Origin of the sequence: Pseudooceanicola marinus (assembly GCF_020177265.1) — a bacterium.
Lineage (GTDB): Bacteria > Pseudomonadota > Alphaproteobacteria > Rhodobacterales > Rhodobacteraceae > Pseudooceanicola > Pseudooceanicola marinus_A.
This window is the reverse complement of sequence record NZ_JAIVMC010000010.1, coordinates 167739-189429: the sequence shown is the minus strand read 5'-3', so window position 1 is coordinate 189429 and position 21691 is coordinate 167739. Positions and strand designations below refer to the sequence as shown.

Genomic DNA, 21691 nt, shown 5'->3' with positions numbered 1-21691 from the left:
TGGGCGGGAAAGGAGGCTCCATGTCCGATCACACGCCCCCATTTGTCGCCCGTCACCTGCGCATCAGCGGCCGCGTGCAGGGGGTCAGCTATCGCGCCTGGACGCAGGACCGCGCCCGCAGCCTCGGCCTGTCCGGCTGGGTGCAGAACGAGGCCGACGGCAGTGTCACTGCCCTGGTGCAGGGCCCGGAAGGGGCCGTTGACACCCTGATCCGGGCCGCGCAGGACGGCCCGACGGCCGCCCGGGTCAGCGCCGTGGACAGCACGGAGGCCGTGCCGGACAATACGCTGACCGGCTTCGGGATCCGCCGCTGAGCTGACTTTCCCGGCATCTGCATCCCCGGGCCAGCGAGCCGCCGCCCATGCGCCCCGCCCACGCGGGCGTGAGTGGAACCTGCACGCAGGACTCGCATTTTACCCCCATGATCGGTCGGTATTCTCCCCTGCCCGCCCGCCTGTCGACCCAGTGGCGGCTCGCCGCCAGCGGGGTGCTGATCCTCGGCCTGCTGTCCCGTCCCATTCCGACGGCCCTGGCCAACCCGGCTACCAGCCTGCTGCGCCCCGGGGCCGTGTCCTATGCCGCCTCCGGCTCCTACGGGCTGGCCGCCAGCGACAACTGGGCCGAGCTGAGCTTCGGCCTCTTCACCCCTTCCGTGGTCACCGACCGGCGCGGGCGCTTCGACGCGCTGCGGTTCTCCCTGACCGGCAACCGGCAGGACCAGACCCTGCGCTTTTCCTGGGGCCGGGCCTGGCGCAGCGTTCTGCCGGGCGGACAGGTCTGGGGCATCAATTCCTACCTCGACCTGGGCGCCCCGCCCGGGCACAACCGTCTGATGGGCCAGGCCAGCCTCGGCGTGGAGTTCGAACAGGCCACGAGCTGGGCCCTGCAGGGCTCCCGCCTGCGCTTCGGCTCCAATCTCTACCTGCCCTTCGCGGAATACGGCTCCCGCCAGAACCTCTTGGGGACAAACGTGCCCCGCGCGGGCCTCGACGGTTACCTCGACTGGACGCGCAGCATGGGCACAGGGCTGGAACTGGGCGGCCGCCTCAGCCTCTTCCACTACGCCGCCACCTCGGAACGCGATGCGCGCGGCATCGGCACCCTGTCGCTGAATGGCCGCATGACGCGCTACCTGCCGCCGGGCAGCGCGCTGGAGGCGAGCCTCGGCGCGCGCTACGCCCCGGGCGAGGCTGCCGTGCCGCGCCTGTCGATGACCTACACCCGGGCGATCCCCCACCCCGGCGCCTCCGCCTCGGCGCCGATCGGGGCGCTGCGCCCGGCCTCCGACTGTCGCATCCGCCCCGAGGCGCAGGGGATCGAGCGGCTGGATTGCGGGCCGACCAGCTATGACCCGCTGACGCCCTACGAGGTCTACGGCCCCGGCGGCCGCCTGCCCCCGGTCACCGTGACCGTGCCGACGCCCGAACGAAACCTGGGCTACGGCACGCTTTTCGTGCCCTGACGCCTCGTCCGGGGTCCGCCCCCGCCTTGCCCTCGCCCCGCCTTGCCCTCGCTGGCGCAGTGCGTAGTCTGGCGCCAACGCGCGCGCCCCTCGCCGGCGCCAGGAACAAGGACATGCCATGACCGTACATATCGGGGCCCAGCCGGGCCAGATCGCCGAAACCGTGCTGATGCCCGGGGACCCCTACCGGGCCCGCTGGGCCGCCGAAACCTTCCTGGAGGGCGCCGAGCTGGTAAACGAGGTGCGCGGCATGCTGGGCTTCACCGGCACCTGGCGCGGCCACCGGGTGACGATCCACGGTTCCGGCATGGGCATGCCGTCCCTGTCGATCTACGCCAACGAGCTGATCCGCGATTTCGGCGCGAAGACCCTGATCCGCATCGGATCCTGCGGAGGCATGCAGGAGAAGGTGAAGATCCGCGACGTGATCCTGGCGATGACCGCCTCGACCATGTCCACCCCGTCGTCGGGGATCTTTCGCGAGTTGAACTACGCCCCCTGCGCCGATTACGACCTGCTGCGCGCCGCCCATGACGTCGCGCGGACGAAGGGCGTGGGCGTGCACGCCGGCGGGATCTATTCGTCGGATGTCTTCTACGACGAACGCCCCGACCTGAACGAACAGATGACCCGCCACGGCATCCTGGGCGTCGAGATGGAGGCGGCCGAGCTCTACACCCTCGCGGCGCGCTACGGCGCCCGTGCCCTGGCGGTCCTCACTGTCTCCGACCACCTGATCACCCACGAGGCCCTGCCCGCCGAAGACCGCGAACGCAGCTTCGGCGACATGGTCGAAATCGCCCTGGAGGCCGCATTCGCATGACGTTCAAACAGGTAGAACTGGGCCGCACCGGCATCATGGTGCCGCAACTGGCCTTCGGCGCCATGTCCTTCGGCGGCATGTTCGGGCCGACCGACGAGGAAACCTCCCACGCCTGTCTCGACGCCGCGGTCGAGGCAGGGATCACCTTCTGGGACACGGCCAACATCTACGGCATGGGGGTCAGCGAGACGGTGCTGGGCCGCTACCTGGCGGACCGCAAGCCCGACGGCATCCGCATCGCCACCAAGGCCTCGATCATTGCCGGCCCGAACCGGCGGATCGACAACAGCTACGACCACCTGAGGGCCGAGCTGGAGCAGTCGCTGGACCGCCTCGGCCTGGACAGCGTCGATCTGTTCTACGCCCACCGTCACAACCAGGAGACCCCGATCGAGGAGGTGGCCGAGACCATGGGCCGCCTGATCGACGAGGGGCTGATCCGCAGCTACGGGCTGTCGGAAATCGCCCCCTACACCCTGCGCCGCGCCCATGCGGTGCGGCCGGTGGCGGCGGTGCAGAACGAATATTCCCTCTGGACCCGTCTGCCGGAACTGGGGCTGATCCAGACCTGTGCGGAGCTGGGCACCAGCTTCGTCGCCTTCTCGCCGGTGGCGCGGGGGATGTTCGGGGAAACCTCAGTGCGGCGCGAGGACATGCGCGAGGGCGACTTCCGCCTGAACAACCCGCGCTTCACCGAGCCGAACTTCTCTCACAACCTCGGCAAGGTGGCGGCCTTCCGCGCCTGGTGCCGTGCCCGGGGCTGGACCGTCGCCGGCACGGCCCTGGCCTGGGTCATGGCGCAGGGCGATCACGTGATCCCGATCCCCGGCACCCGCACCGCCGCGCACCTGCGCGAATGGCTGGGCGCGGAGCGGATCGAGCTGGGGCCGCAGGAGATGGCCGAGATCGCCGAGATCCTGCCCGTCGGCTGGGCCTGGGGCGACCGCTACGGCGATCACCAGACCGTCGCCATCGAACGCTACTGCTGAACGCGCGGGCCCCGGGCGCATCCCGGGGCCTGCCGCAGCAAGCGATCACATGCCGTGGCTGCCGTCGTAGCCCGACCGCGCCGGGCTCTCCCATCCCTGCAACGCGCCCGCGGCGGGCGCCAGAATCTCGATCTCCAGCGGATAGCAACGCGCCGCGTCCGAGCTGTGCTCGGTCGAGCAGTCGCCGCCCGGGCAGGCCGACAGCGCGCCCAGCAGGTCGATCTCGCTGAAGAAGGTCAGTTGGTCGCCCGGCCGCACCGGGCTGGCCTTCATGAAATACTGCCCCGTGTCGCGGGTGAACCCGGTGCACATGAAGACGTTCAGCACGTCATGCACATGCGGCTCCGCCTCCGCCGCCGTCATGCCCAGGTGCTGCGCCAGCGCGCGGGTCAGGTTGGAATGGCAGCAATGATGGTACTGACCGCCGGACAGCAGGTTGTGCGTGTAGGGATCGCAGCGGGTGCCGATCACGTCATGAACGGAGCCGCCGTAGGCGTCGATCCCGTACCAGTCCAGGCTGTCCTCCACGATGGTCGCCATGGGGCGGAAGCCGGGGAAGGACGACCATAGACGCTCGCCGGTGGTCACATGGGTGCCGTGCAGTGCCCGGGTCTTGCCGGAATAGAACCGCTCAGAGATGTCATTGGCATTCCACAGGTTCAGGTCCCCGACCTGCGGCCCCTCGACCGACCGGATGCGGAAGAAATGCCCCGCCGGCACGGTGAAACTCGCCGCCTCGCGGGGCGCGGCCACATGGGTTTCGGTGACCTCCGCGCCGTCCAGGGCGGCGCGATACAGCGCCAGGTCCGGGCGCGGCAGGGTGGCGGTGGGATAGCAGATCACCGGCGGAATGGCGCGGCGGTCTTCGGCGTCGGCAGGCTGGGTCATGGGTCTCTCCTTTGGCGCCAAGGAACCGCAGCCGCGCGGCGAGGGCAAGGGGCGCGACGGATCCGTCAGGCGCCGCGTCCCCCCCCTTCTCTTTCACGCAAACATCCCGGCAGGTGTTTCAGCCTGCTGAGACGGGGCAGAGCCCCCTCCCCGCCAGTCACCCGGCCCCCAAAACGGAAAGAGGGCCGCCGATGGCGACCCCCTCCCCTGGAGATGACATTTGGCAGGGATCAGTCCTGCAGGACCACCACGTCCAGCGGCGGGAAGCCGTTGAAGCCGATGGAGGCATAGGTCGAGGTATAGGCGCCGCAGTTGCGGATGATGAACCGGTCGCCCGAGCGCAGGCCCAGCGGCAGATCGACCGGGCGCTTTTCGTACAGCACGTCGGCGCTGTCGCAGGACGGGCCCGCCAGGATGCAGGGGCCGTGGCCCTCGTGGTCGCGGTCGGTCAGGAACTGATAGCGGATCGCCTCGTCCATGGTTTCGGCCAGGCCCGAGAACTTGCCGATGTCCAGATAGACCCAGCGGTGCAGATCGTTTTCCGACTTGCGCGACACCAGCAGCACCTCGGCGGCGATGGCGCCGGCCTCGGCCACCAGGCCGCGACCCGGCTCTGCCATAACGTGGGGCACGTCGCCGAAACGCTCGGTCACCAGCTCCATCACGCGCGCCGCATAGGCGGTCGGGCCCTGGATCTCTTCGCCGTAGTAGGCCGGGAAACCGCCGCCGATGTTCAGCAGGGTCAGATCATGGCCGGCAGCGATGGCCGCATTCCAGACGGAGGCCACCTGGTCGAGCGTGGTGATCCACATTTCCGCGCGCTTGGTCTGCGAACCGACGTGGAAGGACAGGCCGACAGGCTTCAGGCCCAGCTCGACGGCATAGTCCATCAGCGCGACGGCGCCTTCGCGGGCAATGCCGAACTTGCGCGACAGCGGCCAGTCGGCTTCCGACGCATCGACGATCAGGCGGATGTAGACCTCGGAGCCGGGCGCATGCTCGGCGATCTTCTCCAGCTCTTCGGGCGCATCGGCGGCGAAGAGGGTGACACCGGCGTGGTAGGCGAACGCGATGTCGCGCGGCTTCTTCACGGTGTTGCCGAAGGAGATGTGATCGGGGTGCGCGCCCAGGCTCAGGCACAGCTCGATCTCGGCGCGCGATGCGGCATCGAAACCGGAGCCGAGGTTCACCAGGCGCTCGATGATCTCGCGCTGCGGGTTGGCCTTCACGGCATAGTGGATGCGGGCGCGACCCAGGCCTTCGGCCAGGGCACGGTACTGGCTGTCCACGCGCTCGATATCCAGCACCAGCGTCGGGCGCTCGAAATCGTTCTGGCGGATGAAGGCTTCAACACGGTTTTGAGGGCGCACGGAGGCGCGGGCCGAGAAATCGGCAACGAAAGCGTTCATGGTCATCTCCAATAGACCCGGCCATATATGACCGCTCAGTTCCAAGGGAGACGTTACCGTCGCTACATAACCCTAGAGGTTTCGCCTAGGAGACCAGGGTCGATGACCCGTCACCCAGAGGCTGCCCTTTCGACAGAGGCGCGTGCGTTGGCGTCTTGGCCGGGCATATCGGGCCAATCGAAGATTCGATCAAGAGGTATTTTTAGCCGCGATCCGAAAAATTTTCGGCGCCGAGAACCGGTCGCAAACCCCTGTAAATTTGAGCAAATTTGCAAGAGTCTGACGAGGCCCGATTTTTCGCCGCACGAGGCCGATCATGGCTCCTTCAGGGCGCAGATCCGGGGGGGCTTGCCATCGGCGGTGAACCGCTCGGCGCCGCAGAGTGGACAGATGTAGAAGCTCTGCCCGTCGCGATCGCGGGACCGATCCATGCGCCAGCGGCAGGATTTCGTCGGCGACGGGCCCCAGATCCACATGTAGATCAGGAAGATCGCGAAACCGATGGGGATGAGAAGAACCATGGGGGGAGATCTGAACCTGCGGCCCGCAAAAGACAAGCGCGCGGCCCCGAGGGAGGCGCCGCGCGCTGTCACATCACCGCGATACCCGAAGGCTCAGGCGGCGGCGGTGTAGGGTTCGTAGTCCTTCGCCTCGGCGGGGGTCGAAACGACCAGGCGCGGGGCGGGGGTGAAGTATTCATAGGCCACGTTCAGGGCATCCAGCGCGGCCTGGGCGCGGATCAGCTCTTCGCGGGTGGGAGCGGTGGTCGTCATCGGAGTGCCTCTTGATCATCTGCTTCGGCTCTCCTCCCTGGGGGCCTTATGACACGGATCCGGCATGGACAGGTCTGGCAAACGGGAAGAGGCGCTATGCTGCGGGTGCAAAGGTGACGTTGCGGCGCAGCATCAGCGCGGGAAGATCGCCTTCATCCGGTTGGAGAAGTGCCCCCAGGTGAAGGCGGCCCGATTGCCCGCCAGCCCATGGTAGTGCGACCGCCCCGAGGAGTTCGGCAGCGCCGCCCAGACGCGGGCCAGGTTGTTCATGAACCCGGTGCGCGTCAGCTTCCCCTTCAGGAAGCGGTCGTAGCCCGCGAATTGCAGCAGGGCATCCGCCATCCGATCCTGCAGCGCCGCGTCGAACCGGGCGTGCCCGGGCAGATCCAGCTGTTTCTGCAGCCCGCGCAGGGTCTGCGGCACGATCTGGTAGCGTCCGATGGCGTGCTGCTGCCCCGGCGTGGCGCGGATCCAGGCGTGGATCTCGTCCAGCGTCATCTGCGTGGGCGGCTTCGGCGGCTTGATCCGGGCCTGGAACTGCACGGAATCATAGCCCTTCGAGGGATCCGCCTCGACCGAGGCGATCAGGTGCAACAGCTGCGCCGTGGCGGTGCCCGGGCGCTGTGGCAGGGGCCGCAGTGGCGACAACCGCGCACGATCCGGCACGGGGGCGAAAAGCGACGAGGCCTCACGATCCCGGAAGAGGCTGGGCACCGGGGCGGCGGGCACGGCCTTCGGTGCCGCCGCAAGGGCCCCTGCCCCCGGCGCCGCCAGCGGCGCGGCGGGGGTCGCCCCGGGCCGGGGCAGCATCGGACGGGCGGCGGCCACCAGCAGCGGTCGCGCCTCTTCGGCCTCGGGCATCAGGGAATAGGCCCGGGCCTGCGGGGCCGGGACTGTCATGGCAAGGCAAAGGATCAGGGGCAGGCGCCACCGGGTCATCAGCTTCTCCGCATCTGTCAAATCGCGGCGGACACTGGCACCCGGCGGGTTAAGACCGGGTGTCGCGGGCTCCGGATTTTCGCCGGACGGCGGCAGCCCGGGTCGCCTCACGGCGCCGCGCTCGCCGGACAGCCTTGCCCTGAGCGACGTGACGTCAAAGCCAATTGTTTCGGCATTCAAAGGAGTTTTCGCAAGTTTGCGGCCCCCTTCAGGCTCTGGGGGTTGTGACTTTGTGGTTGTTGGGGTCTACCCCTGCAGGTCACTAACCGGAGGCAACCGAAACAGCATGAAGACGGAAAGCTCTACCGGAGCAGCCATCACATTCGACAAGGTCGGCAAGTCCTTCCCGAAGAAGGGCGGCGGCCAGGTCACGGCGCTTGAAGACATTTCGCTGAGCGTCGAACCGGGAACCATCACCGGCATCATCGGACGGTCGGGCGCAGGCAAATCCACCCTCCTGCGCATGGTCAACGGGCTGGAGAAGCCGACCTCTGGCAAGGTCATCGTGGGCGGCCGCGACGTGGGCGACGCCAAGGGGCAGGCCCTGCGCGACATCCGTCGCGAAGTCGGCATGATCTTCCAGCATTTCAATCTCTTGTCCTCGCGGACCGTGTTCGAGAACGTGGCCCTGCCACTGGAAATCTCCGGGACGCCCTCGGGCGAGATCAAGAAACGGGTCGACGACCTGGTGGCCCGCGTCGGCCTGCAGGAGCTGTCGGCGCGCTACCCCGCAGAGCTGTCGGGCGGTCAGAAACAGCGTGTCGGCATCGCCCGCGCCCTGGCCACGCAGCCCAAGGTCCTGCTGTCGGACGAGGCGACTTCGGCGCTGGACCCGGAGACCACCCAGACGGTTCTGGAACTGCTGAGCGACATCAACCGCGACCTCGGCCTGACGATCCTGCTGATCACCCACGAAATGGCCGTGGTGCGTGACATCGCCAGCCATGTCGCGGTGATCGAGGACGGGCACATCGTCGAGGACGGCGCGACCTACGATATCTTCACCGAGCCGAAACACCCGACCACTCAAAGTTTCCTGTCCAGCGTCACCGGCGTCACGCTGCCGCATTTCATCGCGCGCAAGCTGCAGGACACCCCGCCGGCCGGTCCCGCCCGCGAGGTGCTGCGCATCACCTTCGTCGGCGACAATGCGACCGACCCGCTGCTGGCGCGGATGAGCTCCGAGCTGGGCCTGCAGGTGAACATCCTGGCGGGCGCCGTCGAGGAGATCGGCCCGCGCCCCTTCGGCAACCTGCTGATCTCGGTCGAGGCGGATCGCGCCGCGGAGGCCCGCGCCTACCTGGAAAGCCACGAACAACGCACGGAGGTCCTGGGCTATGTCAGCTAACCTGATCAACATGCTGATGGAGGCCACCTGGCAGACCATCTACATGGTCCTCGTCTCCACCATCCTGGGCGCCATCGGCGGCCTGCCGATCGGCACCTTCCTGGCCTGTTCGCAGAAGGGCGAGCTGTTGTCGTCGCCCTGGCTGAACAAGGTGCTGGGCGTGATCGTCAACGCGACGCGGTCGGTGCCCTTCATCATCCTGGTGGTGGCGATCATTCCGTTCACCCGGCTGGTCGCAGGCACCTCCATCGGCACCACGGCAGCCATCGTGCCGCTGACCATCGCCGCCGTCCCCTTCATCGCGCGCCTGGTGGAAAACGCCATCCGCGACGTGGACAGCGGTCTGATCGAGGCCGCGCGGTCCATGGGGGCCACGCCGATGCAGATCATCCGCAAGGTGCTGATCCCCGAAGCGATGCCGGGCATCGTGCTGGGCCTCACCCTCGCCGTGGTCAGCCTGCTGGGCTACTCGGCCATGGTCGGCGCCGTCGGCGGCGAAGGCCTGGGCGATCTCGGTATCCGCTACGGCTACCAGCGCTTCATGCCCGAGGTCATGGGCCTCGTGGTTCTCATTCTCATTGTCCTCGTGCAGGTCGTGCAAACCGTTGGTGAATGGATTGCCCGCCGCGTGGACAAACGGGCGCCGAGCAATCGCGGCGCCTGATCCAACCCCTTTGAAAGGAGTTACCCGATGAAGAAATTGATGACCCTTGCTTCCGTTCTGGCGATGACCGCCGGCGCAGCCACGGCCCAGGAATGGGAAATCAGCGTGGGCGTGTCCCCCGGTCAGCACGGCGAGATCATGGAAGAGGTCGCCAAGGTGGCGGAGCCCATGGGCCTCGCGATCGACGTGGTCGAATTCTCCGACTACGTGGTGCCGAACCAGGCGCTGGCCGATGGCGACATCGAGGCCAACAGCTTCCAGCACCGTCCCTACCTGGAACGCCAGATGGACGACCGCGGCTTCGAGTTGGTCGAGGTGGGCACCACCATCAACACGCCGATGAGCCTCTATTCGGATGAGTTCGCCTCCCCCGAGGAGATCCCCGACGGCGCCACCATCGGCATTCCGAACGACCCGACCAACGGCGGCCGCGCCCTGTTGGTGCTGCAGCAGAAGGGCCTGCTGACCCTGGCCGAGGGCGTGGGCCTGGTGCCGACCGTGCTGGACATCGCCGAGAACCCGCGTGACATCCGCATCCAGGAACTGGACGCGGCGCAGCTGCCCCGGTCGCTGCAGGACCTGGACGCGGCGATGATCAACACCAACTACGCCATCGCCTCGGGCCTGGACCCGGTGAACGATGCCATCGCCACCGAAACCGACAGCCCCTACGTGAACATCATCGTGGTGCGCGCCGGTGACGAGGACGAGCCCTGGGTGCAGCCGCTGGTCGACGCCTACCACTCGGATGAGGTGAAGGCCTTCATCGAAGAGAAGTACAACGGCACCGTCCTGACCTCCTGGTAAGGGCAGCTGCCGCGGCCCCCGGGCCGCGGGACGCTTCCACGCCGGTCTCCGCAAGGGGGCCGGCGTTTTTCGTGGGCGGCGCCCCGCCCGCAGGCTCCTGCCCTGCCCCCCAAGGCGGAGACATGCCCCCGAAACGGCAAAGGCCCCGGACCTGTCGGACCGGGGCCTTGCGATGTCTTGCGGTCTGCGGCGGCCTCAGACGGCGCGTTCGACCATCATCTGCTTGATCGAGGCAATGGCCTTCGCCGGGTTCAGACCCTTGGGGCAGGTCTTGGCGCAGTTCATGATGGTGTGGCAGCGGTACAGCTTGAAGGGGTCTTCCAGCTGGTCCAGACGCTCGCCAGTGGCCTCATCGCGGCTGTCGATCAGCCAACGGTAGGCGTGCAGCAGCGCGGCCGGTCCGAGATAGCGGTCGCCGTTCCACCAGTAGCTGGGGCAGGAGGTGGAGCAGGAGGCGCACATCACGCATTCATACAGACCGTCGAGTTTCTTGCGATCCTCGATGGACTGGCGCCATTCCTTGGCGGGGCGGTTGGTCTTGGTTTCCAGCCAGGGCATGATCGAGGCGTGCTGCGCGTAGAAGTGCGTCAGATCCGGGATCAGGTCCTTCACTACCGGCATGTGCGGCAGCGGGTAGATCGTCACGTCGCCCTTCACCTCGTCCAGGCCGAAGATGCAGGCCAGGGTATTCTGCCCGTCGATGTTCATCGCGCAGGAGCCGCAGATCCCTTCACGGCAGGACCGGCGGAAGGTCAGGGTCGGGTCGATCTCGTTCTTGATCTTGATCAGCGCGTCCAGAACCATCGGACCGCATTTGTCCATGTCGAGGAAGTAGGTGTCGACACGGGGGTTACCGCCCTCTTCGGGGGACCAGCGGTAGATCTTGAACTTGCGGACGTTCGTGGCGCCCTCCGGCTTGGGCCAGGTCTTGCCCGTGGTCATACGGGAATTCTTGGGAAGGGTCAGTTGAACCATGTTCAGGCCTCCGGTTGTGTGTCGATGGCGGCACGGCATGCCAGCGGGCATGCGATCTGCTGGGTGATGCGGAAAGAAGATGTCATGCGGCGCGAAGCTCCTCGAACTGGGAGAGGTAGCGCGATGCAAGTTCATGCGATGCGGTCAGGTCGATATGGATCGTCGCATCGAGCAGCGCGTCGAGCCGGTCGGGCGCCTCGGCCCGGTCCAGCACGGGGATCTGGGTCTCTGCACCGATTTCGCGCGCCCGGTTGTCAACCGCCAGGATCACGCTGCGCCGTCCGGCGTGCAGCCCGTGGATCCCGCCGTGCAGGCGCGAGCCCACGACGTCCAGCGGCGCCGGGTCGGCCAGGACGCGGTCGTAGGCCGCAAGGTTCGGCGCAATCCGCGTGGCGTCGGGCCGATTGGCGAAACTGTCGAGGTAGGCGATATCCTCGACCTGCTGGGGCCAGAAGCTGAACCGCGTGTAACGGCTCTTCAGCCAATCGAGAAAACGCGCATCGGCGTCCCGATCGGCCCGGTAGGCGGTCAGCGAGAAAATGACGTGCTCCGGCCGTGCGGGCGCGAAGCTCTGCTGGCGCGGCAGGGTCCAGATCGTCGGACAGGAGCCGTTCAGGACGTTGCGGCCTGCGGCCTCGACGATCTTCATGGCGGATCCGTCGCGCACCGAATGGGTGAAGCGCGGAGACAGGAGGCGCGACAGCCGTCGAACCTGGCGCCGGTCGGCGCGGCCGGTCCATGCCCGGTTGGCCCCGACCCCGAAGAGCACCAGCTTGCCTTCCATCGCGCGTACGTCGGCGCGCGACATCGGCATCAGGCCACCACGGGCCCGCCAGCGGGCAGACAGCGCGTTGGTCCCTAGGAAAAAGACCATATCCGCGGCCTCGACCAGGCGACGACCGAACCGGCCCAGCCCGTCATGCGATGCGGATGTCGTGAAATAGGCGTCGGGGAATGTCCCCTCCAGCTGGGCGCGCAGATAGCGGGTAATGATCTCGTCGCCCACGTTGTCGCTGGCGACGGAAGAGTCCAGCAGGTGCAGATGCAGCAAACCATCGCCGGTGCCACGGGGGGCGCCGGTCGAAGCGGTCGAGCTTTGCACTTTCTGGGTCATCGGGTCACGTAGTCCGGGCGAAGCCGCCGCCGGAGGACCTCCGGCGCGCAGGGAAAGCGAGCGGCCGGCGGCGTGCCCCGGTCGCGTCCCCGAAGGACACGACGCAGGGACGCGTGCCGGCCGGTCGCCATATCAGAACGTCCGCGCCTTGGGCGCGATCTTCTTGAGGGAGATGCCGCCCTCTTCCTCGGTCGTCAGCGGGTCGGCGATGATCGGACGGTACGTCAGATCCACCTTGGCGCCGTCGACGCGGGTGATGGAGTGGACGCGCCAGTTCTCATCATCGCGTTCCGCGTAGTCTTCGTGGGCGTGGGCGCCGCGGGATTCGTGACGGGCCTCGGCGCCGACGATGGTGGCCATCGCGTTCGGCATCAGGTTGGTCAATTCCAGCGTTTCCATCAGGTCCGAGTTCCAGACCAGCGAACGGTCGGTGACGTGGACATCAGGCAGCTTGCCGGCGATCTCGGTCATCTTCTCGACGCCGTCCTTCAGGGTGTCGGAGGCGCGGAAGACGGCCGCGTCGGACTGCATGGTGCGCTGCATTTCCAGCCGCAGTTCCGCGGTCGGCACGCCGCCCTTGGCGTTGCGGTAGAAATCGAAGCGGTCGAAGGCCTTGTCCACGGACGCGGTGTTGGTCGCGGGGATCGCGGAGTCGCGATCGACCACCTCACCGGCGCGCAGGGCGGCGGCGCGGCCGAAGACCACGAGGTCGATCAGCGAGTTGGAGCCGAGGCGGTTGGCGCCGTGGACGCTCGCACAGCCCGCTTCGCCCACGGCCATCAGGCCGGGCACGACGGCGGTCGGGTTGTCGGCGGTCGGGTTCAGCACCTCACCGTGGTAGTTGGTGGGAATGCCGCCCATGTTGTAGTGCACGGTCGGCAGAACCGGGATCGGTTCCTTGGTCACATCCACGCCGGCGAAGATCTTGGCCGACTCGGAGATGCCGGGCAGCCGTTCCGCCAGCGCCTCGGCCGGCAGGTGCGACAGGTTAAGGTGGATGTGGTCGCCGTGTTCGCCCACACCGCGGCCTTCGCGGATCTCCATGGTCATGGAGCGCGAAACGTAGTCGCGGGGCGCGAGGTCCTTGTACTGGGGCGCGTAACGCTCCATGAACCGTTCGCCTTCGGCGTTGGTCAGGTAGCCGCCTTCGCCACGCGCGCCTTCGGTGATCAGGCAGCCGGAGCCGTAGATGCCGGTCGGGTGGAACTGCACGAACTCCATGTCCTGCAGCGCCAGGCCCGCACGGGCCACCATGCCACCACCGTCACCGGTGCAGGTGTGCGCGGAAGTCGCGGAGAAGTAGGCACGACCGTAGCCGCCGGTGGCCAGCACGACCATCTTGGCGTTGAAGACGTGCATGGTGCCGTCATCGAGCTTCCAGCAGACGACACCGGTGCAGACGCCGTCGTCGCTCATGATGAGGTCGATGGCGAAATATTCGATGTAGAATTCCGCGTTGTTCTTCAGCGACTGGCCGTAGAGCGTATGCAGGATCGCGTGGCCGGTCCGGTCGGCGGCGGCACAGGTCCGCTGCACGGCCGGGCCTTCGCCGAACTCGGTCGTGTGGCCGCCGAAGGGACGCTGGTAGATCTTGCCTTCCTCGGTGCGCGAGAAGGGCACGCCGTAGTGTTCAAGCTCGTAGACGGCCTTGGGGGCGGACCGCGCCAGGTATTCCATGGCGTCGGTGTCGCCCAGCCAGTCGGAGCCCTTGACGGTGTCGTACATGTGCCACTGCCAGTTGTCCGGGCCCATATTCGACAGCGAGGCGGCGATGCCGCCCTGTGCGGCAACGGTGTGCGAGCGGGTCGGGAAGACCTTGGTCACACAGGCCGTCTTCAGCCCCTGTTCGGCCATGCCGAGGGTGGCGCGCAGACCCGCGCCACCGGCGCCGACCACGACCACGTCATATTCGTGCGTTTCGTATTCGTAAGCAGCCATTGGGAACCTCGGGTCTTAGTCGTCGATCTCGATCATCACGCCGGAGGCGGAGAGTGCGAGCTTGATCAGGGCATAGGTGCCGGTAGCGGCGATGGCATAGGCCAGGCAGGTCACCGCGATGATGGTCAGACGGCCCTTCATGCCGTGGACATAGTCCTCGATCGCCATCTGGGCGCCGGACTTGAAGTGCATCATGCCGACCCAGAGGGTCAGCAGGGCGACGATGGCCGGGAAGGGACGGGAATAATAGGCGACAACCTCTTCGTAGGATCCGCCCAGGGCACAGCCGAAGGTGAAGACGAACAGGATGACGAGCGGCAGCAGGGCGAAGGACGTCACCTGCATGAACCAGTGGTGCTCGGTGCCGGTCTTGGAGGCACCCATGCCCACGGCGCGCTTGCGGTCGGTGAGATAACGCATGGCTGGCTCTCCTCTCAGACGATGATGATGGTCAGCAGGGTCAGGACGACGGAGCCGCCGATGATGCCCCAGCCGAGCTTGTCGGAGGTCTCGACATCCAGGCAGTAGCCGTTGTCCCACAGCAGGTGACGGCAGCCTGCCAGGGTGTGATACCACAGGCCCAGGACCGACAGCGTCATGATGATGTCACCGATGAAGGAGGTCAGCACGTAGTCCGCGGTCGCGAAGTAGTCGGGGCCGGAGGAGGCCGCCAGAAGCCACCAGGCGACCAGCAGCGCGGAAACGACCATCGCGTTGCCGGTGATCCGCGTCAGGATCGAGGTGACGGAGTTGAGCTGGAACCTGTAGTGCTTCCCGAGCATGAATGGAGAGAGCGGGCGGTTGCCCCGGTTCACATCGGCCATGGCATGTCCTTTCCGGATTTCCCTTGGTCTCTGGTTTACGCAGATCGCATGCGCTTGTCATCCTCTCCGGGGGGTCCGGTCCCGAGAATTTGACGAAAGCAACCATATCTTTTTCAACTTGTGATCACGGAAAATGAAGCTGTGATCACGTATTGAGCGGCGCAAAATTCTGACTGATTTGCTAGGTTTTGCGACTTGATTCTGCGCTCTTTTCCCACCGCAGGCGAGACAAGCGGGCCTCCGGCGGGGATATTGCCAGCCCGGAATTGGCAGGGACCGGGGCGCGCAAGGGCCACCGCAGCGCCCCGCTGGCGCGCCCCACAGGCCCCCTGCCCGCCCGCGCGGATCCACGCCCAACCTGCCTCGATTTGTTGGCCGGAGATATCCTCGCCGGAGGCCTGGCCCGGCCCCGGTCCGCGCCTGTTTTCAGCGCGGCACCAGCGCCCAGTAATCCAGATCCAGCAGCACATGAGGCAGGTATTTCCCGTCCTCGCCGCGCAGGGTGAAGGGCTCCCCGCCCGAGGTCGCGACCAGCCGCAGGCGCAGGGCGCCGACGCCCGGTGCGCCAGTCTCGGCGCGGTCCAGCACCTCGGACCAGGCCTTGATCGTCGTGCCCGAGAAACAGGGGTTCGCATGCGCCCCCCCGTTCAGCGCCACGATCATCTGGGCATTGGCCAAACCGTTGAAGGACAAGGCGCGGGCCATGGAAATCACGTGGCCGCCGTAGATCAGGCGCTGGCCATCGGGGCGGAAGGTGGCGTCGAAGTGAACCTTGGCGGTGTTCTGCCACAGCCGGGTGGCCAGCATGTGCTCGGCCTCTTCCACGGTTGATCCGTCCACGTGGTCGATCCGCTCGCCCACCTCGTAGTCGCCCCAGGCATGCGGCTCGCCCGCCTGGGCGAAATCGTAGCCGGTGAAATCCAGCCCCTCGGGGACCACCAGATCATCCGCAGCCACCGCATCGGACAGCTCGGGCACCACGGTGTCGGGCGCCGGCGCCTCGGGGTTGCCCTTGCGCACCATCACCCAGCGAACGTAGCTGAGAACGGTCGTGCCGTACTGGTTCAGACCCTCGGTACGCACCCAGACCACGCCGGTCTTGCCGTTCGAGTTCTGCTTCAGCCCGATCACGGTGGAGCGCGCGGTCAGCGTGTCGCCGGGCCAGACCGGCGCCAGCCAGCGGCCCTCGGCATAGCCGAGGTTGGCCACGGCGTTCAGCGAGATGTCCGGCACGGTCTTGCCGAAGACCAGGTGGAAGGCCGCCAGGTCGTCGATGGGCGATCCCGGCAGCCCGCAGGCCCGGGCGAATTCGTCCGAGGAATAGAGCGCCCCGCGCGCCGGGTAGAGCGCGTGATACAGCGCGCGCTCCCCCGACGTGACGGTGCGCGGCACCGCATGGGGGATGACCTCCCCCAGGGTGTAATCCTCGAAGAAACGGCCCGGGTTGGTCTTCATTTCAGTAGGCTCCAAGCTTGATGTCGGGGGAATAGGTGCCGTCGACCTCCTTCACCACCGCCTGGCCACAGCGCATGGTGCCGTTGGCGGCATCATAGGCGTAGGTCGGATCGCCATGCAGCGCCCAGCCGGCATTCAGCGCGGCGGTGACCTTGTGGCAGAAGGCGGAGGTGTCGTCTTCGGACAGGAAACGATAGAGCTTCATGGCATCCTCACATGGGCAGGGGGCTGGGGCCGACGAGGCCGTGGATCAGGACGATGACGGCGTAGACCACCAGGGTCACGACGATCAGGATCACGTCCTTCTTCACCGAGGGCACGATGGGCGCGGGCGCAGACTGGCGCCGGTTGCTGACCACCCAGCCGGCCACGGCCCAGAGGATCATGCCCCCGAACAGCAGGATGGAGGCCGCGTCGCCGCGCACCAGCAGGTGCGACAGGCCCCACAGGATGGTGCCCGCGAACATCGGGTGGCGCACCCAGGCGCGCAGGTGGCTGGTGCCCTTGGCCGCGCCGAACAGCGCCACGGAGAAGAGCATCAGCAGGTTGTTCAGGTGCTGTCCCCAGGCCGGCGGCGCATAGACATAGACGAATTCGGCCGAGCGATACCCCAGCACCATCAGGACGATGGCAAGGACGGCGGCGACCGCGACCACCCCCTTGGCGGTGCCCTCGGACATCCCGGCGCGCAGGCCGGGGGTGTATTCCTTCATTACGTGGGGCCAGGTCCACAGGATCAGGCCGAGCAGGATGAGTGCCATGAAAGGTGCCTCTTGGTAGTGCATTCGACGCCCACACTGGTCTGCCCCGCCCGCCGGCGCAATGGCTGCTATGCGAGAGCCGGCTGTGCGATCGCCTCTGCCTTGGCCAGGGTCTTGCGTGCGGTCTCCACATGCAGGTTCTCGACGATCTTGCCGTCGACCACGGCGACCCCCTGGCCGGTCTCCAGCACCTCCTCGTAGGCGGCGATCTGCCGCCGGGCCAGGTCGACCTCGGCCTCCGACGGGGCAAAGACGCGGTTGGCGACTTCCAGCTGGGCGGGGTGGATCAGCGTCTTGCCGTCGAAACCCAGATCGCGGCCCTGCTCGCATTCGGCTTCCAGCCCGGCGTCGTCCTTGAACTGGTTGTAGACCCCGTCGGCGGCGATCACGTCATGGGCGCGGGCGGCCATCAGGATGGTCTGCAGCGCCATCTGCATCGGCAGACGGTCGGGCCGCGTGCGGCAGTTCAGCTCCTTCGCCAGATCGTTGGTGCCGGCGACGAAGCCCTGCACACGGGGGTGCGCCGCGATCTCCAGCGCGTTGAAGATAGCCCGCGGGGTTTCCATCATCGCCCAGATCGGCACGTCGCAGAGCGCGGCCAGCGCGTCGATGTCGGCGGCGGAATTGACCTTGGGCAGCAGGATCGCGTCGATGTCGGCGCCCTCCAGCGCGGCCACGTCCCCGCGCCCCCATTCGGTGTCCAGCCCGTTGACCCGCACGATCTTCGCCCGCGGGCCGTAGCCCCCTTCGGCCAGTGCAGCGGTGAGCGTGTCACGCGCGCCCACCTTGGCCTCGGGCATCACGGCATCTTCCAGATCGAACAGGATCGCGTCGACCGGAAGGCTCCGCGCCTTCTCCAGCGCACGGTCTTTCGAACCTGGAATATAGAGAAGGGAACGGTAGGGGCGCAGGGTGGCTTCCATGGGGACAACCTCGGCTGAGTAATTTTCTTGCGCAGAGGTGACACAAAGGGACCGATTGCTTCAAGCCCAAACCGCACCCTGCGGTGATTTTTCGCCGCAACGCCGCATCAGGGCGCCGCGGGCGGGGATCTTGTGACCAGGATAACGCCTTCGGCCGCGCTGTTAACCAGATTTCAGGATCTTCTCCCGCAGGCTGAACGCGCGACGGGCCGGAACGGGACCGCGCCGACAGGTGAGAGACGCCGGGGGCCAGGCCACCCGCGTGTCACCTGTCCGCGACCTGCCGGCGCCCGCCCGGGACCGGCTCCAGCTTGAAAGGGTCAGAATGCGCCATTCCCCGACCTGTCTCCGCCGTGCGCCCGGGCGCCGGGCCCTCACCCATCCCCCCCTGCACGCCCTTGTTGCGCTGCTGTGCCTGCTGCCGATGCTGCGCCCCGCCGCCGTCACGGCCCAGACCGCCACCAGCGGCGCCCGCGCCTGCGCGCCGCGTGACGTCGTGGTGGACCGGCTGGCCGAAGGCTATGGCGAGACCCGCAAGTCCATCGGCCTTGGCGCCAACAACGCGGTGATCGAGGTTTTCGCCTCCGACGACAGCGGCACCTGGACGATCACCGCCACCTCGCCCCAGGGGATCACCTGCCTGATCGCCAGCGGCCAGGCCTTCGAGCGGCTGAACGATGTCCTGCCCGTCGATGACCAGGACGCCTGACCCGATCCTGAAAGGACCTTGCCGCAGACAAAACGGAGCCGTGCGCAAGGTCCACCCCCGAACGCGGCCGCCGACCTGCGTCATGTTCCGAAAGAATCGCGCCGGGTGCCCTCCCCGGGCTGACCTGGCGCGCATCCTGCGACCGCTAACATGCCCGCAGAGGCAGCAAGCCGCACGCGGACAGGCTGTGCAGTCGCGCTCGGCCGCGCGTGAAGCGCATTGAATTCAGGCGATATTTCACCATTCCTTGACCGGCGGCACCCGCGTCACGCCCCCCTGCACCCTTGCGTCCTGACAGCAAAGGGCCTACGCCATCCCCGACGTTTCAACCGGACCGGAGACAGAAACAATGGCCAGACCCAAGATTGCCCTCATCGGCGCAGGGCAGATCGGTGGCACGCTTGCTCACCTCGCAGCCCTGAAAGAACTGGGTGACGTTGTCCTTTTCGACATCGCGGAAGGCACCCCCGAGGGCAAGGCGCTCGACATCGCCGAATCCGGCCCCTCGGAAGGCTTTGACGCCAAGCTGAAGGGCACCCAGTCCTACGCGGACATCGCAGGCGCCGACGTCTGCATCGTGACCGCCGGCGTGCCGCGCAAGCCGGGCATGAGCCGCGACGACCTGCTGGGCATCAACCTGAAGGTCATGAAGGCCGTGGGTGAAGGCATCAAGGAAAACGCCCCCGATGCCTTCGTCATCTGCATCACCAACCCGCTGGACGCGATGGTCTGGGCCCTGCAGAAGTTCTCGGGCCTGCCCGCGAACAAGGTCTGCGGCATGGCCGGCGTTCTGGACAGCGCCCGTTTCCGCCACTTCCTGTCGACCGAATTCGACGTCTCGATGAAGGACGTCACCGCCTTCGTGCTGGGCGGCCACGGCGACACCATGGTGCCCTGCGTGCGCTACTCGACCGTCGCCGGCATCCCGCTGCCCGACCTGGTCGACATGGGCTGGACCACCCAGGAGAAGCTGGACGCCATCGTGCAGCGCACCCGTGACGGCGGCGCCGAGATCGTCGGCCTGCTGAAGACCGGCTCGGCCTTCTACGCGCCCGCCACCTCCGCCATCGAGATGGCCGAGGCCTACCTCAAGGACCAGAAGCGCGTCCTGCCCTGCGCCGCCGCCTGCAGCGGCGAGTTCGGCCTGAAGGACATGTACGTGGGCGTGCCCACCGTCATCGGCGCCGGCGGCATCGAGCGGATCGTCAACATCAAGCTCAACAAGGAAGAGCAGGAGATGTTCGACAAGTCCGTGGACGCCGTGAAGGGCCTGGTCGAGGCCTGCAAGGGCATCGACAGCTCGCTGGCCTGATCCGGCCACGCCAACCACAGTTTCGGAAACGGGCCGTGCACCTGCGCGGCCCGTTTTCTTTTGCGCCCCAGCCTAACGCCGCGCGCCCGCGTCGGCGGCGTGACGTCCGGCAAAAGCTCTCCTCATTTGCGCGAACCCGCGATTTGAGACTAGGTTCAACAGGCAAACCGCCGACCTAGACGCCCCGCGATTCCCTGTGAAGCATGCGGCAAGGAGCGGTTTTGCCCCCTCCGCCGAACGTTGTGATCACAGCTTTTCCACGCGTGATCACAAACTCAAGAAAATAGGCAGAATTTCTCCCACCCCTGCAAAAATAGGTTCATCGGCGGGTAAGACTGTGCCACTACCGATGGCAATCGTAGCAAACGAGGGACGGAGTTCATGAATATCCATGAATATCAGGCGAAGGCGATCCTTCGCGAATATGGCGCCCCGGTTTCGGAAGGTCGCGCGGTTCTGAAGGCTGATGAAGCCAAGACCGCCGCCGGCGAACTGGACGGCCCGCTGTGGGTCGTGAAGGCACAGATCCACGCAGGCGGTCGCGGCAAGGGCCATTTCGTGGAAGAGAGCGCCGGCGAAAAGGGCGGTGTCCGCCTGGCGAAATCGGTCGAAGAGGCCGAAGCCGAAGCCAAGAAGATGCTGGGCAAGACCCTGGTGACGCACCAGACCGGCCCCGCCGGCAAGCAGGTCAACCGCATCTACATCGAAGCCGGCTCCGACATCGAGCGTGAGCTGTACCTGGCCCTGCTGGTCGACCGCGTGACCTCCTCCGTCTCCGTGGTCTGCTCCACCGAGGGCGGCATGGACATCGAGGAAGTGGCGGCATCGACCCCCGAGAAAATCCTCAGCTTCTCCATCGACCCGGCCACCGGCTACGCGCCGTTCCACGGCCGCAAGGTCGCCTTCGCCCTCGGGCTGAAGGGCCCGGCGATGAAGCAGTGCGTGAAGCTGATCGGCGACCTGTACCGTGCCTTCATGGAGAAGGACATGGAACAGCTGGAGATCAACCCGCTGATCGTCATGCCCGACGGCAACCTGAAGGTCCTGGACGCCAAGGTCGGCTTCGACGGCAACGCCGTCTACCGCCACGCGGACATCGGTGCCCTGCGCGATGAGACCGAGGAAGACGCCAAGGAACTGGCGGCCTCCAAGTACGACCTGAACTACATCGCGCTGGACGGTGAAATCGGCTGCATGGTGAACGGCGCAGGCCTGGCCATGGCGACGATGGACATCATCAAGCTCTATGGTGCGGAACCCGCCAACTTCCTCGACGTCGGCGGCGGCGCCACCAAGGAAAAGGTGACCGAGGCCTTCAAGATCATCACGTCCGACAAGAACGTGAAGGGCATCCTCGTCAACATCTTCGGCGGCATCATGCGCTGCGACGTCATCGCCGAAGGCGTGATCGCGGCCGTGAAGGAAGTCGGCCTGGAAGTGCCGCTGGTCGTCCGCCTGGAAGGCACCAACGTCGACCAGGGCAAGGAGATCATCGCATCCTCCGGCCTGAACGTCATCGCGGCAGACAACCTGTCCGACGGCGCCGAGAAAATCGTGAAAGCAGTGAAGGGCTAAGAC

Annotated in this window: 24 protein-coding genes; 10 read left to right on the top strand and 14 right to left on the bottom strand. The window is 66.8% G+C overall.

Features of this window, described 5'->3' with window-relative positions:
* Nucleotides 1-20 precede the first annotated feature (20 nt).
* From LC066_RS17955 to LC066_RS17940, 4 genes are all read left to right on the top strand, one after another.
* Nucleotides 21-314 (top strand): acylphosphatase, encoded by a 294-nt coding sequence (locus LC066_RS17955; RefSeq protein WP_224901906.1) that lies wholly within the window; start codon nucleotides 21-23, stop codon nucleotides 312-314.
* Nucleotides 315-421: 107 nt separating this feature from the next.
* Nucleotides 422-1462, top strand: coding sequence for a hypothetical protein (locus LC066_RS17950; RefSeq protein ID WP_224901904.1), 1041 nt, complete (start codon nucleotides 422-424; stop codon nucleotides 1460-1462).
* 118 nt (nucleotides 1463-1580) lie between these two features.
* A complete protein-coding gene (gene deoD, locus LC066_RS17945) occupies nucleotides 1581-2285 on the top strand; it encodes a purine-nucleoside phosphorylase (protein ID WP_224901901.1) in 705 nt (234 codons plus the stop codon).
* Nucleotides 2282-3274 (top strand): aldo/keto reductase, encoded by a 993-nt coding sequence (locus tag LC066_RS17940; RefSeq protein ID WP_224901899.1) that lies wholly within the window; start codon nucleotides 2282-2284, stop codon nucleotides 3272-3274. Before deoD ends, LC066_RS17940 begins: the two co-directional genes overlap by 4 nt.
* Nucleotides 3275-3319: 45 nt before the next feature.
* Here the strand turns inward: LC066_RS17940 and LC066_RS17935 are convergent, their stop codons facing one another.
* From LC066_RS17935 to LC066_RS17915, 5 genes are all read right to left on the bottom strand, one after another.
* Nucleotides 3320-4162: an urea carboxylase-associated family protein gene (locus LC066_RS17935; RefSeq protein ID WP_224901896.1), complete on the bottom strand. Its 843-nt coding sequence runs from the start codon at nucleotides 4160-4162 to the stop codon at nucleotides 3320-3322.
* 230 nt (nucleotides 4163-4392) lie between these two features.
* Nucleotides 4393-5571 (bottom strand): type III PLP-dependent enzyme, encoded by a 1179-nt coding sequence (locus tag LC066_RS17930; protein ID WP_222479813.1) that lies wholly within the window; start codon nucleotides 5569-5571, stop codon nucleotides 4393-4395.
* Between the two features lie 314 nt (nucleotides 5572-5885).
* The gene (locus LC066_RS17925; RefSeq protein ID WP_085887609.1) at nucleotides 5886-6092 is read right to left on the bottom strand and encodes a hypothetical protein; all 207 of its coding nucleotides are present in this window, start codon (nucleotides 6090-6092) and stop codon (nucleotides 5886-5888) included.
* 93 nt (nucleotides 6093-6185) lie between these two features.
* Nucleotides 6186-6344, bottom strand: a complete 159-nt coding sequence (locus tag LC066_RS17920) for a hypothetical protein (protein WP_157792131.1) — start codon at nucleotides 6342-6344, stop codon at nucleotides 6186-6188.
* Between the two features lie 132 nt (nucleotides 6345-6476).
* Nucleotides 6477-7283, bottom strand: a complete 807-nt coding sequence (locus LC066_RS17915; RefSeq protein ID WP_224901893.1) for a hypothetical protein — start codon at nucleotides 7281-7283, stop codon at nucleotides 6477-6479.
* Nucleotides 7284-7569: 286 nt separating this feature from the next.
* Here LC066_RS17915 and LC066_RS17910 point away from each other — a divergent pair, with 286 nt between their 5' ends.
* Genes LC066_RS17910 through LC066_RS17900 form a run of 3 tightly spaced genes read left to right on the top strand, consistent with a single transcriptional unit; the run spans nucleotide 7570 to nucleotide 10102 of the window.
* A complete protein-coding gene (locus LC066_RS17910; RefSeq protein WP_224901889.1) occupies nucleotides 7570-8631 on the top strand; it encodes a methionine ABC transporter ATP-binding protein in 1062 nt (353 codons plus the stop codon).
* On the top strand, nucleotides 8621-9295 hold the full coding sequence (locus LC066_RS17905; RefSeq protein WP_222479807.1) for a methionine ABC transporter permease: 675 nt from the start codon (nucleotides 8621-8623) through the stop codon (nucleotides 9293-9295). The genes LC066_RS17910 and LC066_RS17905 overlap by 11 nt, the downstream gene beginning before the upstream one ends.
* A 27-nt stretch (nucleotides 9296-9322) precedes the next feature.
* The gene (locus LC066_RS17900) at nucleotides 9323-10102 is read left to right on the top strand and encodes a MetQ/NlpA family ABC transporter substrate-binding protein (RefSeq protein ID WP_224901886.1); all 780 of its coding nucleotides are present in this window, start codon (nucleotides 9323-9325) and stop codon (nucleotides 10100-10102) included.
* A gap of 195 nt (nucleotides 10103-10297) precedes the next feature.
* On the opposite strand, the gene LC066_RS17895 is transcribed toward LC066_RS17900, so the two are convergent.
* The 9 genes from LC066_RS17895 to LC066_RS17855 form a co-directional block, all read right to left on the bottom strand.
* Nucleotides 10298-11077 (bottom strand): succinate dehydrogenase iron-sulfur subunit, encoded by a 780-nt coding sequence (locus LC066_RS17895; protein WP_222479803.1) that lies wholly within the window; start codon nucleotides 11075-11077, stop codon nucleotides 10298-10300.
* An 82-nt stretch (nucleotides 11078-11159) separates the two neighbouring features.
* Nucleotides 11160-12191: a polysaccharide pyruvyl transferase family protein gene (locus tag LC066_RS17890; protein WP_224901883.1), complete on the bottom strand. Its 1032-nt coding sequence runs from the start codon at nucleotides 12189-12191 to the stop codon at nucleotides 11160-11162.
* Nucleotides 12192-12323: 132 nt separating this feature from the next.
* Nucleotides 12324-14129: a succinate dehydrogenase flavoprotein subunit gene (gene sdhA, locus LC066_RS17885; RefSeq protein WP_224901880.1), complete on the bottom strand. Its 1806-nt coding sequence runs from the start codon at nucleotides 14127-14129 to the stop codon at nucleotides 12324-12326.
* A gap of 15 nt (nucleotides 14130-14144) precedes the next feature.
* Nucleotides 14145-14549 (bottom strand): succinate dehydrogenase, hydrophobic membrane anchor protein, encoded by a 405-nt coding sequence (sdhD, locus tag LC066_RS17880; protein ID WP_224901877.1) that lies wholly within the window; start codon nucleotides 14547-14549, stop codon nucleotides 14145-14147.
* Nucleotides 14550-14563: 14 nt separating this feature from the next.
* The gene (gene sdhC, locus LC066_RS17875; protein WP_085887617.1) at nucleotides 14564-14953 is read right to left on the bottom strand and encodes a succinate dehydrogenase, cytochrome b556 subunit; all 390 of its coding nucleotides are present in this window, start codon (nucleotides 14951-14953) and stop codon (nucleotides 14564-14566) included.
* A gap of 426 nt (nucleotides 14954-15379) precedes the next feature.
* Complete coding sequence (locus LC066_RS17870; RefSeq protein ID WP_224901874.1) at nucleotides 15380-16408, bottom strand: MaoC family dehydratase; 1029 nt, start codon at nucleotides 16406-16408, stop codon at nucleotides 15380-15382.
* 1 nt (nucleotide 16409) lies between these two features.
* Complete coding sequence (locus LC066_RS17865) at nucleotides 16410-16613, bottom strand: DUF1737 domain-containing protein (RefSeq protein WP_085887619.1); 204 nt, start codon at nucleotides 16611-16613, stop codon at nucleotides 16410-16412.
* Nucleotides 16614-16620: 7 nt separating this feature from the next.
* On the bottom strand, nucleotides 16621-17169 hold the full coding sequence (locus LC066_RS17860; RefSeq protein ID WP_224901871.1) for an NnrU family protein: 549 nt from the start codon (nucleotides 17167-17169) through the stop codon (nucleotides 16621-16623).
* A 68-nt stretch (nucleotides 17170-17237) separates the two neighbouring features.
* Nucleotides 17238-18092, bottom strand: a complete 855-nt coding sequence (locus LC066_RS17855; protein ID WP_224901868.1) for an HpcH/HpaI aldolase/citrate lyase family protein — start codon at nucleotides 18090-18092, stop codon at nucleotides 17238-17240.
* Nucleotides 18093-18516: 424 nt separating this feature from the next.
* Between LC066_RS17855 and LC066_RS17850 the strand changes: the two genes are divergently transcribed.
* The 3 genes from LC066_RS17850 to sucC all read left to right on the top strand — a co-directional run bounded on the left by LC066_RS17850 (nucleotide 18517) and on the right by sucC (nucleotide 21688).
* Nucleotides 18517-18801: a hypothetical protein gene (locus tag LC066_RS17850; protein ID WP_224901948.1), complete on the top strand. Its 285-nt coding sequence runs from the start codon at nucleotides 18517-18519 to the stop codon at nucleotides 18799-18801.
* 349 nt (nucleotides 18802-19150) lie between these two features.
* Nucleotides 19151-20113, top strand: coding sequence for a malate dehydrogenase (gene mdh / locus LC066_RS17845; protein WP_222479785.1), 963 nt, complete (start codon nucleotides 19151-19153; stop codon nucleotides 20111-20113).
* 381 nt (nucleotides 20114-20494) lie between these two features.
* Nucleotides 20495-21688, top strand: a complete 1194-nt coding sequence (gene sucC, locus LC066_RS17840; protein ID WP_224901865.1) for an ADP-forming succinate--CoA ligase subunit beta — start codon at nucleotides 20495-20497, stop codon at nucleotides 21686-21688.
* Nucleotides 21689-21691: the final 3 nt, after the last annotated feature.

What these genes read in the sequence shown, in the direction of transcription:
- LC066_RS17955 (WP_224901906.1), top strand. Translation starts at nt 21, where the DNA reads ATGTCCGATCACACGCCCCCATTTGTCGCCCGTCACCTGCGCATCAGC.
- LC066_RS17950 (WP_224901904.1), top strand. Translation starts at nt 422, where the DNA reads ATGATCGGTCGGTATTCTCCCCTGCCCGCCCGCCTGTCGACCCAGTGG.
- deoD (WP_224901901.1), top strand. Translation starts at nt 1,581, where the DNA reads ATGACCGTACATATCGGGGCCCAGCCGGGCCAGATCGCCGAAACCGTG.
- LC066_RS17940 (WP_224901899.1), top strand. Translation starts at nt 2,282, where the DNA reads ATGACGTTCAAACAGGTAGAACTGGGCCGCACCGGCATCATGGTGCCG.
- LC066_RS17935 (WP_224901896.1), bottom strand. Translation starts at nt 4,162, where the DNA reads ATGACCCAGCCTGCCGACGCCGAAGACCGCCGCGCCATTCCGCCGGTG.
- LC066_RS17930 (WP_222479813.1), bottom strand. Translation starts at nt 5,571, where the DNA reads ATGAACGCTTTCGTTGCCGATTTCTCGGCCCGCGCCTCCGTGCGCCCT.
- LC066_RS17925 (WP_085887609.1), bottom strand. Translation starts at nt 6,092, where the DNA reads ATGGTTCTTCTCATCCCCATCGGTTTCGCGATCTTCCTGATCTACATG.
- LC066_RS17920 (WP_157792131.1), bottom strand. Translation starts at nt 6,344, where the DNA reads ATGACGACCACCGCTCCCACCCGCGAAGAGCTGATCCGCGCCCAGGCC.
- LC066_RS17915 (WP_224901893.1), bottom strand. Translation starts at nt 7,283, where the DNA reads ATGACCCGGTGGCGCCTGCCCCTGATCCTTTGCCTTGCCATGACAGTC.
- LC066_RS17910 (WP_224901889.1), top strand. Translation starts at nt 7,570, where the DNA reads ATGAAGACGGAAAGCTCTACCGGAGCAGCCATCACATTCGACAAGGTC.
- LC066_RS17905 (WP_222479807.1), top strand. Translation starts at nt 8,621, where the DNA reads ATGTCAGCTAACCTGATCAACATGCTGATGGAGGCCACCTGGCAGACC.
- LC066_RS17900 (WP_224901886.1), top strand. Translation starts at nt 9,323, where the DNA reads ATGAAGAAATTGATGACCCTTGCTTCCGTTCTGGCGATGACCGCCGGC.
- LC066_RS17895 (WP_222479803.1), bottom strand. Translation starts at nt 11,077, where the DNA reads ATGGTTCAACTGACCCTTCCCAAGAATTCCCGTATGACCACGGGCAAG.
- LC066_RS17890 (WP_224901883.1), bottom strand. Translation starts at nt 12,191, where the DNA reads ATGACCCAGAAAGTGCAAAGCTCGACCGCTTCGACCGGCGCCCCCCGT.
- sdhA (WP_224901880.1), bottom strand. Translation starts at nt 14,129, where the DNA reads ATGGCTGCTTACGAATACGAAACGCACGAATATGACGTGGTCGTGGTC.
- sdhD (WP_224901877.1), bottom strand. Translation starts at nt 14,549, where the DNA reads ATGCGTTATCTCACCGACCGCAAGCGCGCCGTGGGCATGGGTGCCTCC.
- sdhC (WP_085887617.1), bottom strand. Translation starts at nt 14,953, where the DNA reads ATGGCCGATGTGAACCGGGGCAACCGCCCGCTCTCTCCATTCATGCTC.
- LC066_RS17870 (WP_224901874.1), bottom strand. Translation starts at nt 16,408, where the DNA reads ATGAAGACCAACCCGGGCCGTTTCTTCGAGGATTACACCCTGGGGGAG.
- LC066_RS17865 (WP_085887619.1), bottom strand. Translation starts at nt 16,613, where the DNA reads ATGAAGCTCTATCGTTTCCTGTCCGAAGACGACACCTCCGCCTTCTGC.
- LC066_RS17860 (WP_224901871.1), bottom strand. Translation starts at nt 17,169, where the DNA reads ATGGCACTCATCCTGCTCGGCCTGATCCTGTGGACCTGGCCCCACGTA.
- LC066_RS17855 (WP_224901868.1), bottom strand. Translation starts at nt 18,092, where the DNA reads ATGGAAGCCACCCTGCGCCCCTACCGTTCCCTTCTCTATATTCCAGGT.
- LC066_RS17850 (WP_224901948.1), top strand. Translation starts at nt 18,517, where the DNA reads ATGCTGCGCCCCGCCGCCGTCACGGCCCAGACCGCCACCAGCGGCGCC.
- mdh (WP_222479785.1), top strand. Translation starts at nt 19,151, where the DNA reads ATGGCCAGACCCAAGATTGCCCTCATCGGCGCAGGGCAGATCGGTGGC.
- sucC (WP_224901865.1), top strand. Translation starts at nt 20,495, where the DNA reads ATGAATATCCATGAATATCAGGCGAAGGCGATCCTTCGCGAATATGGC.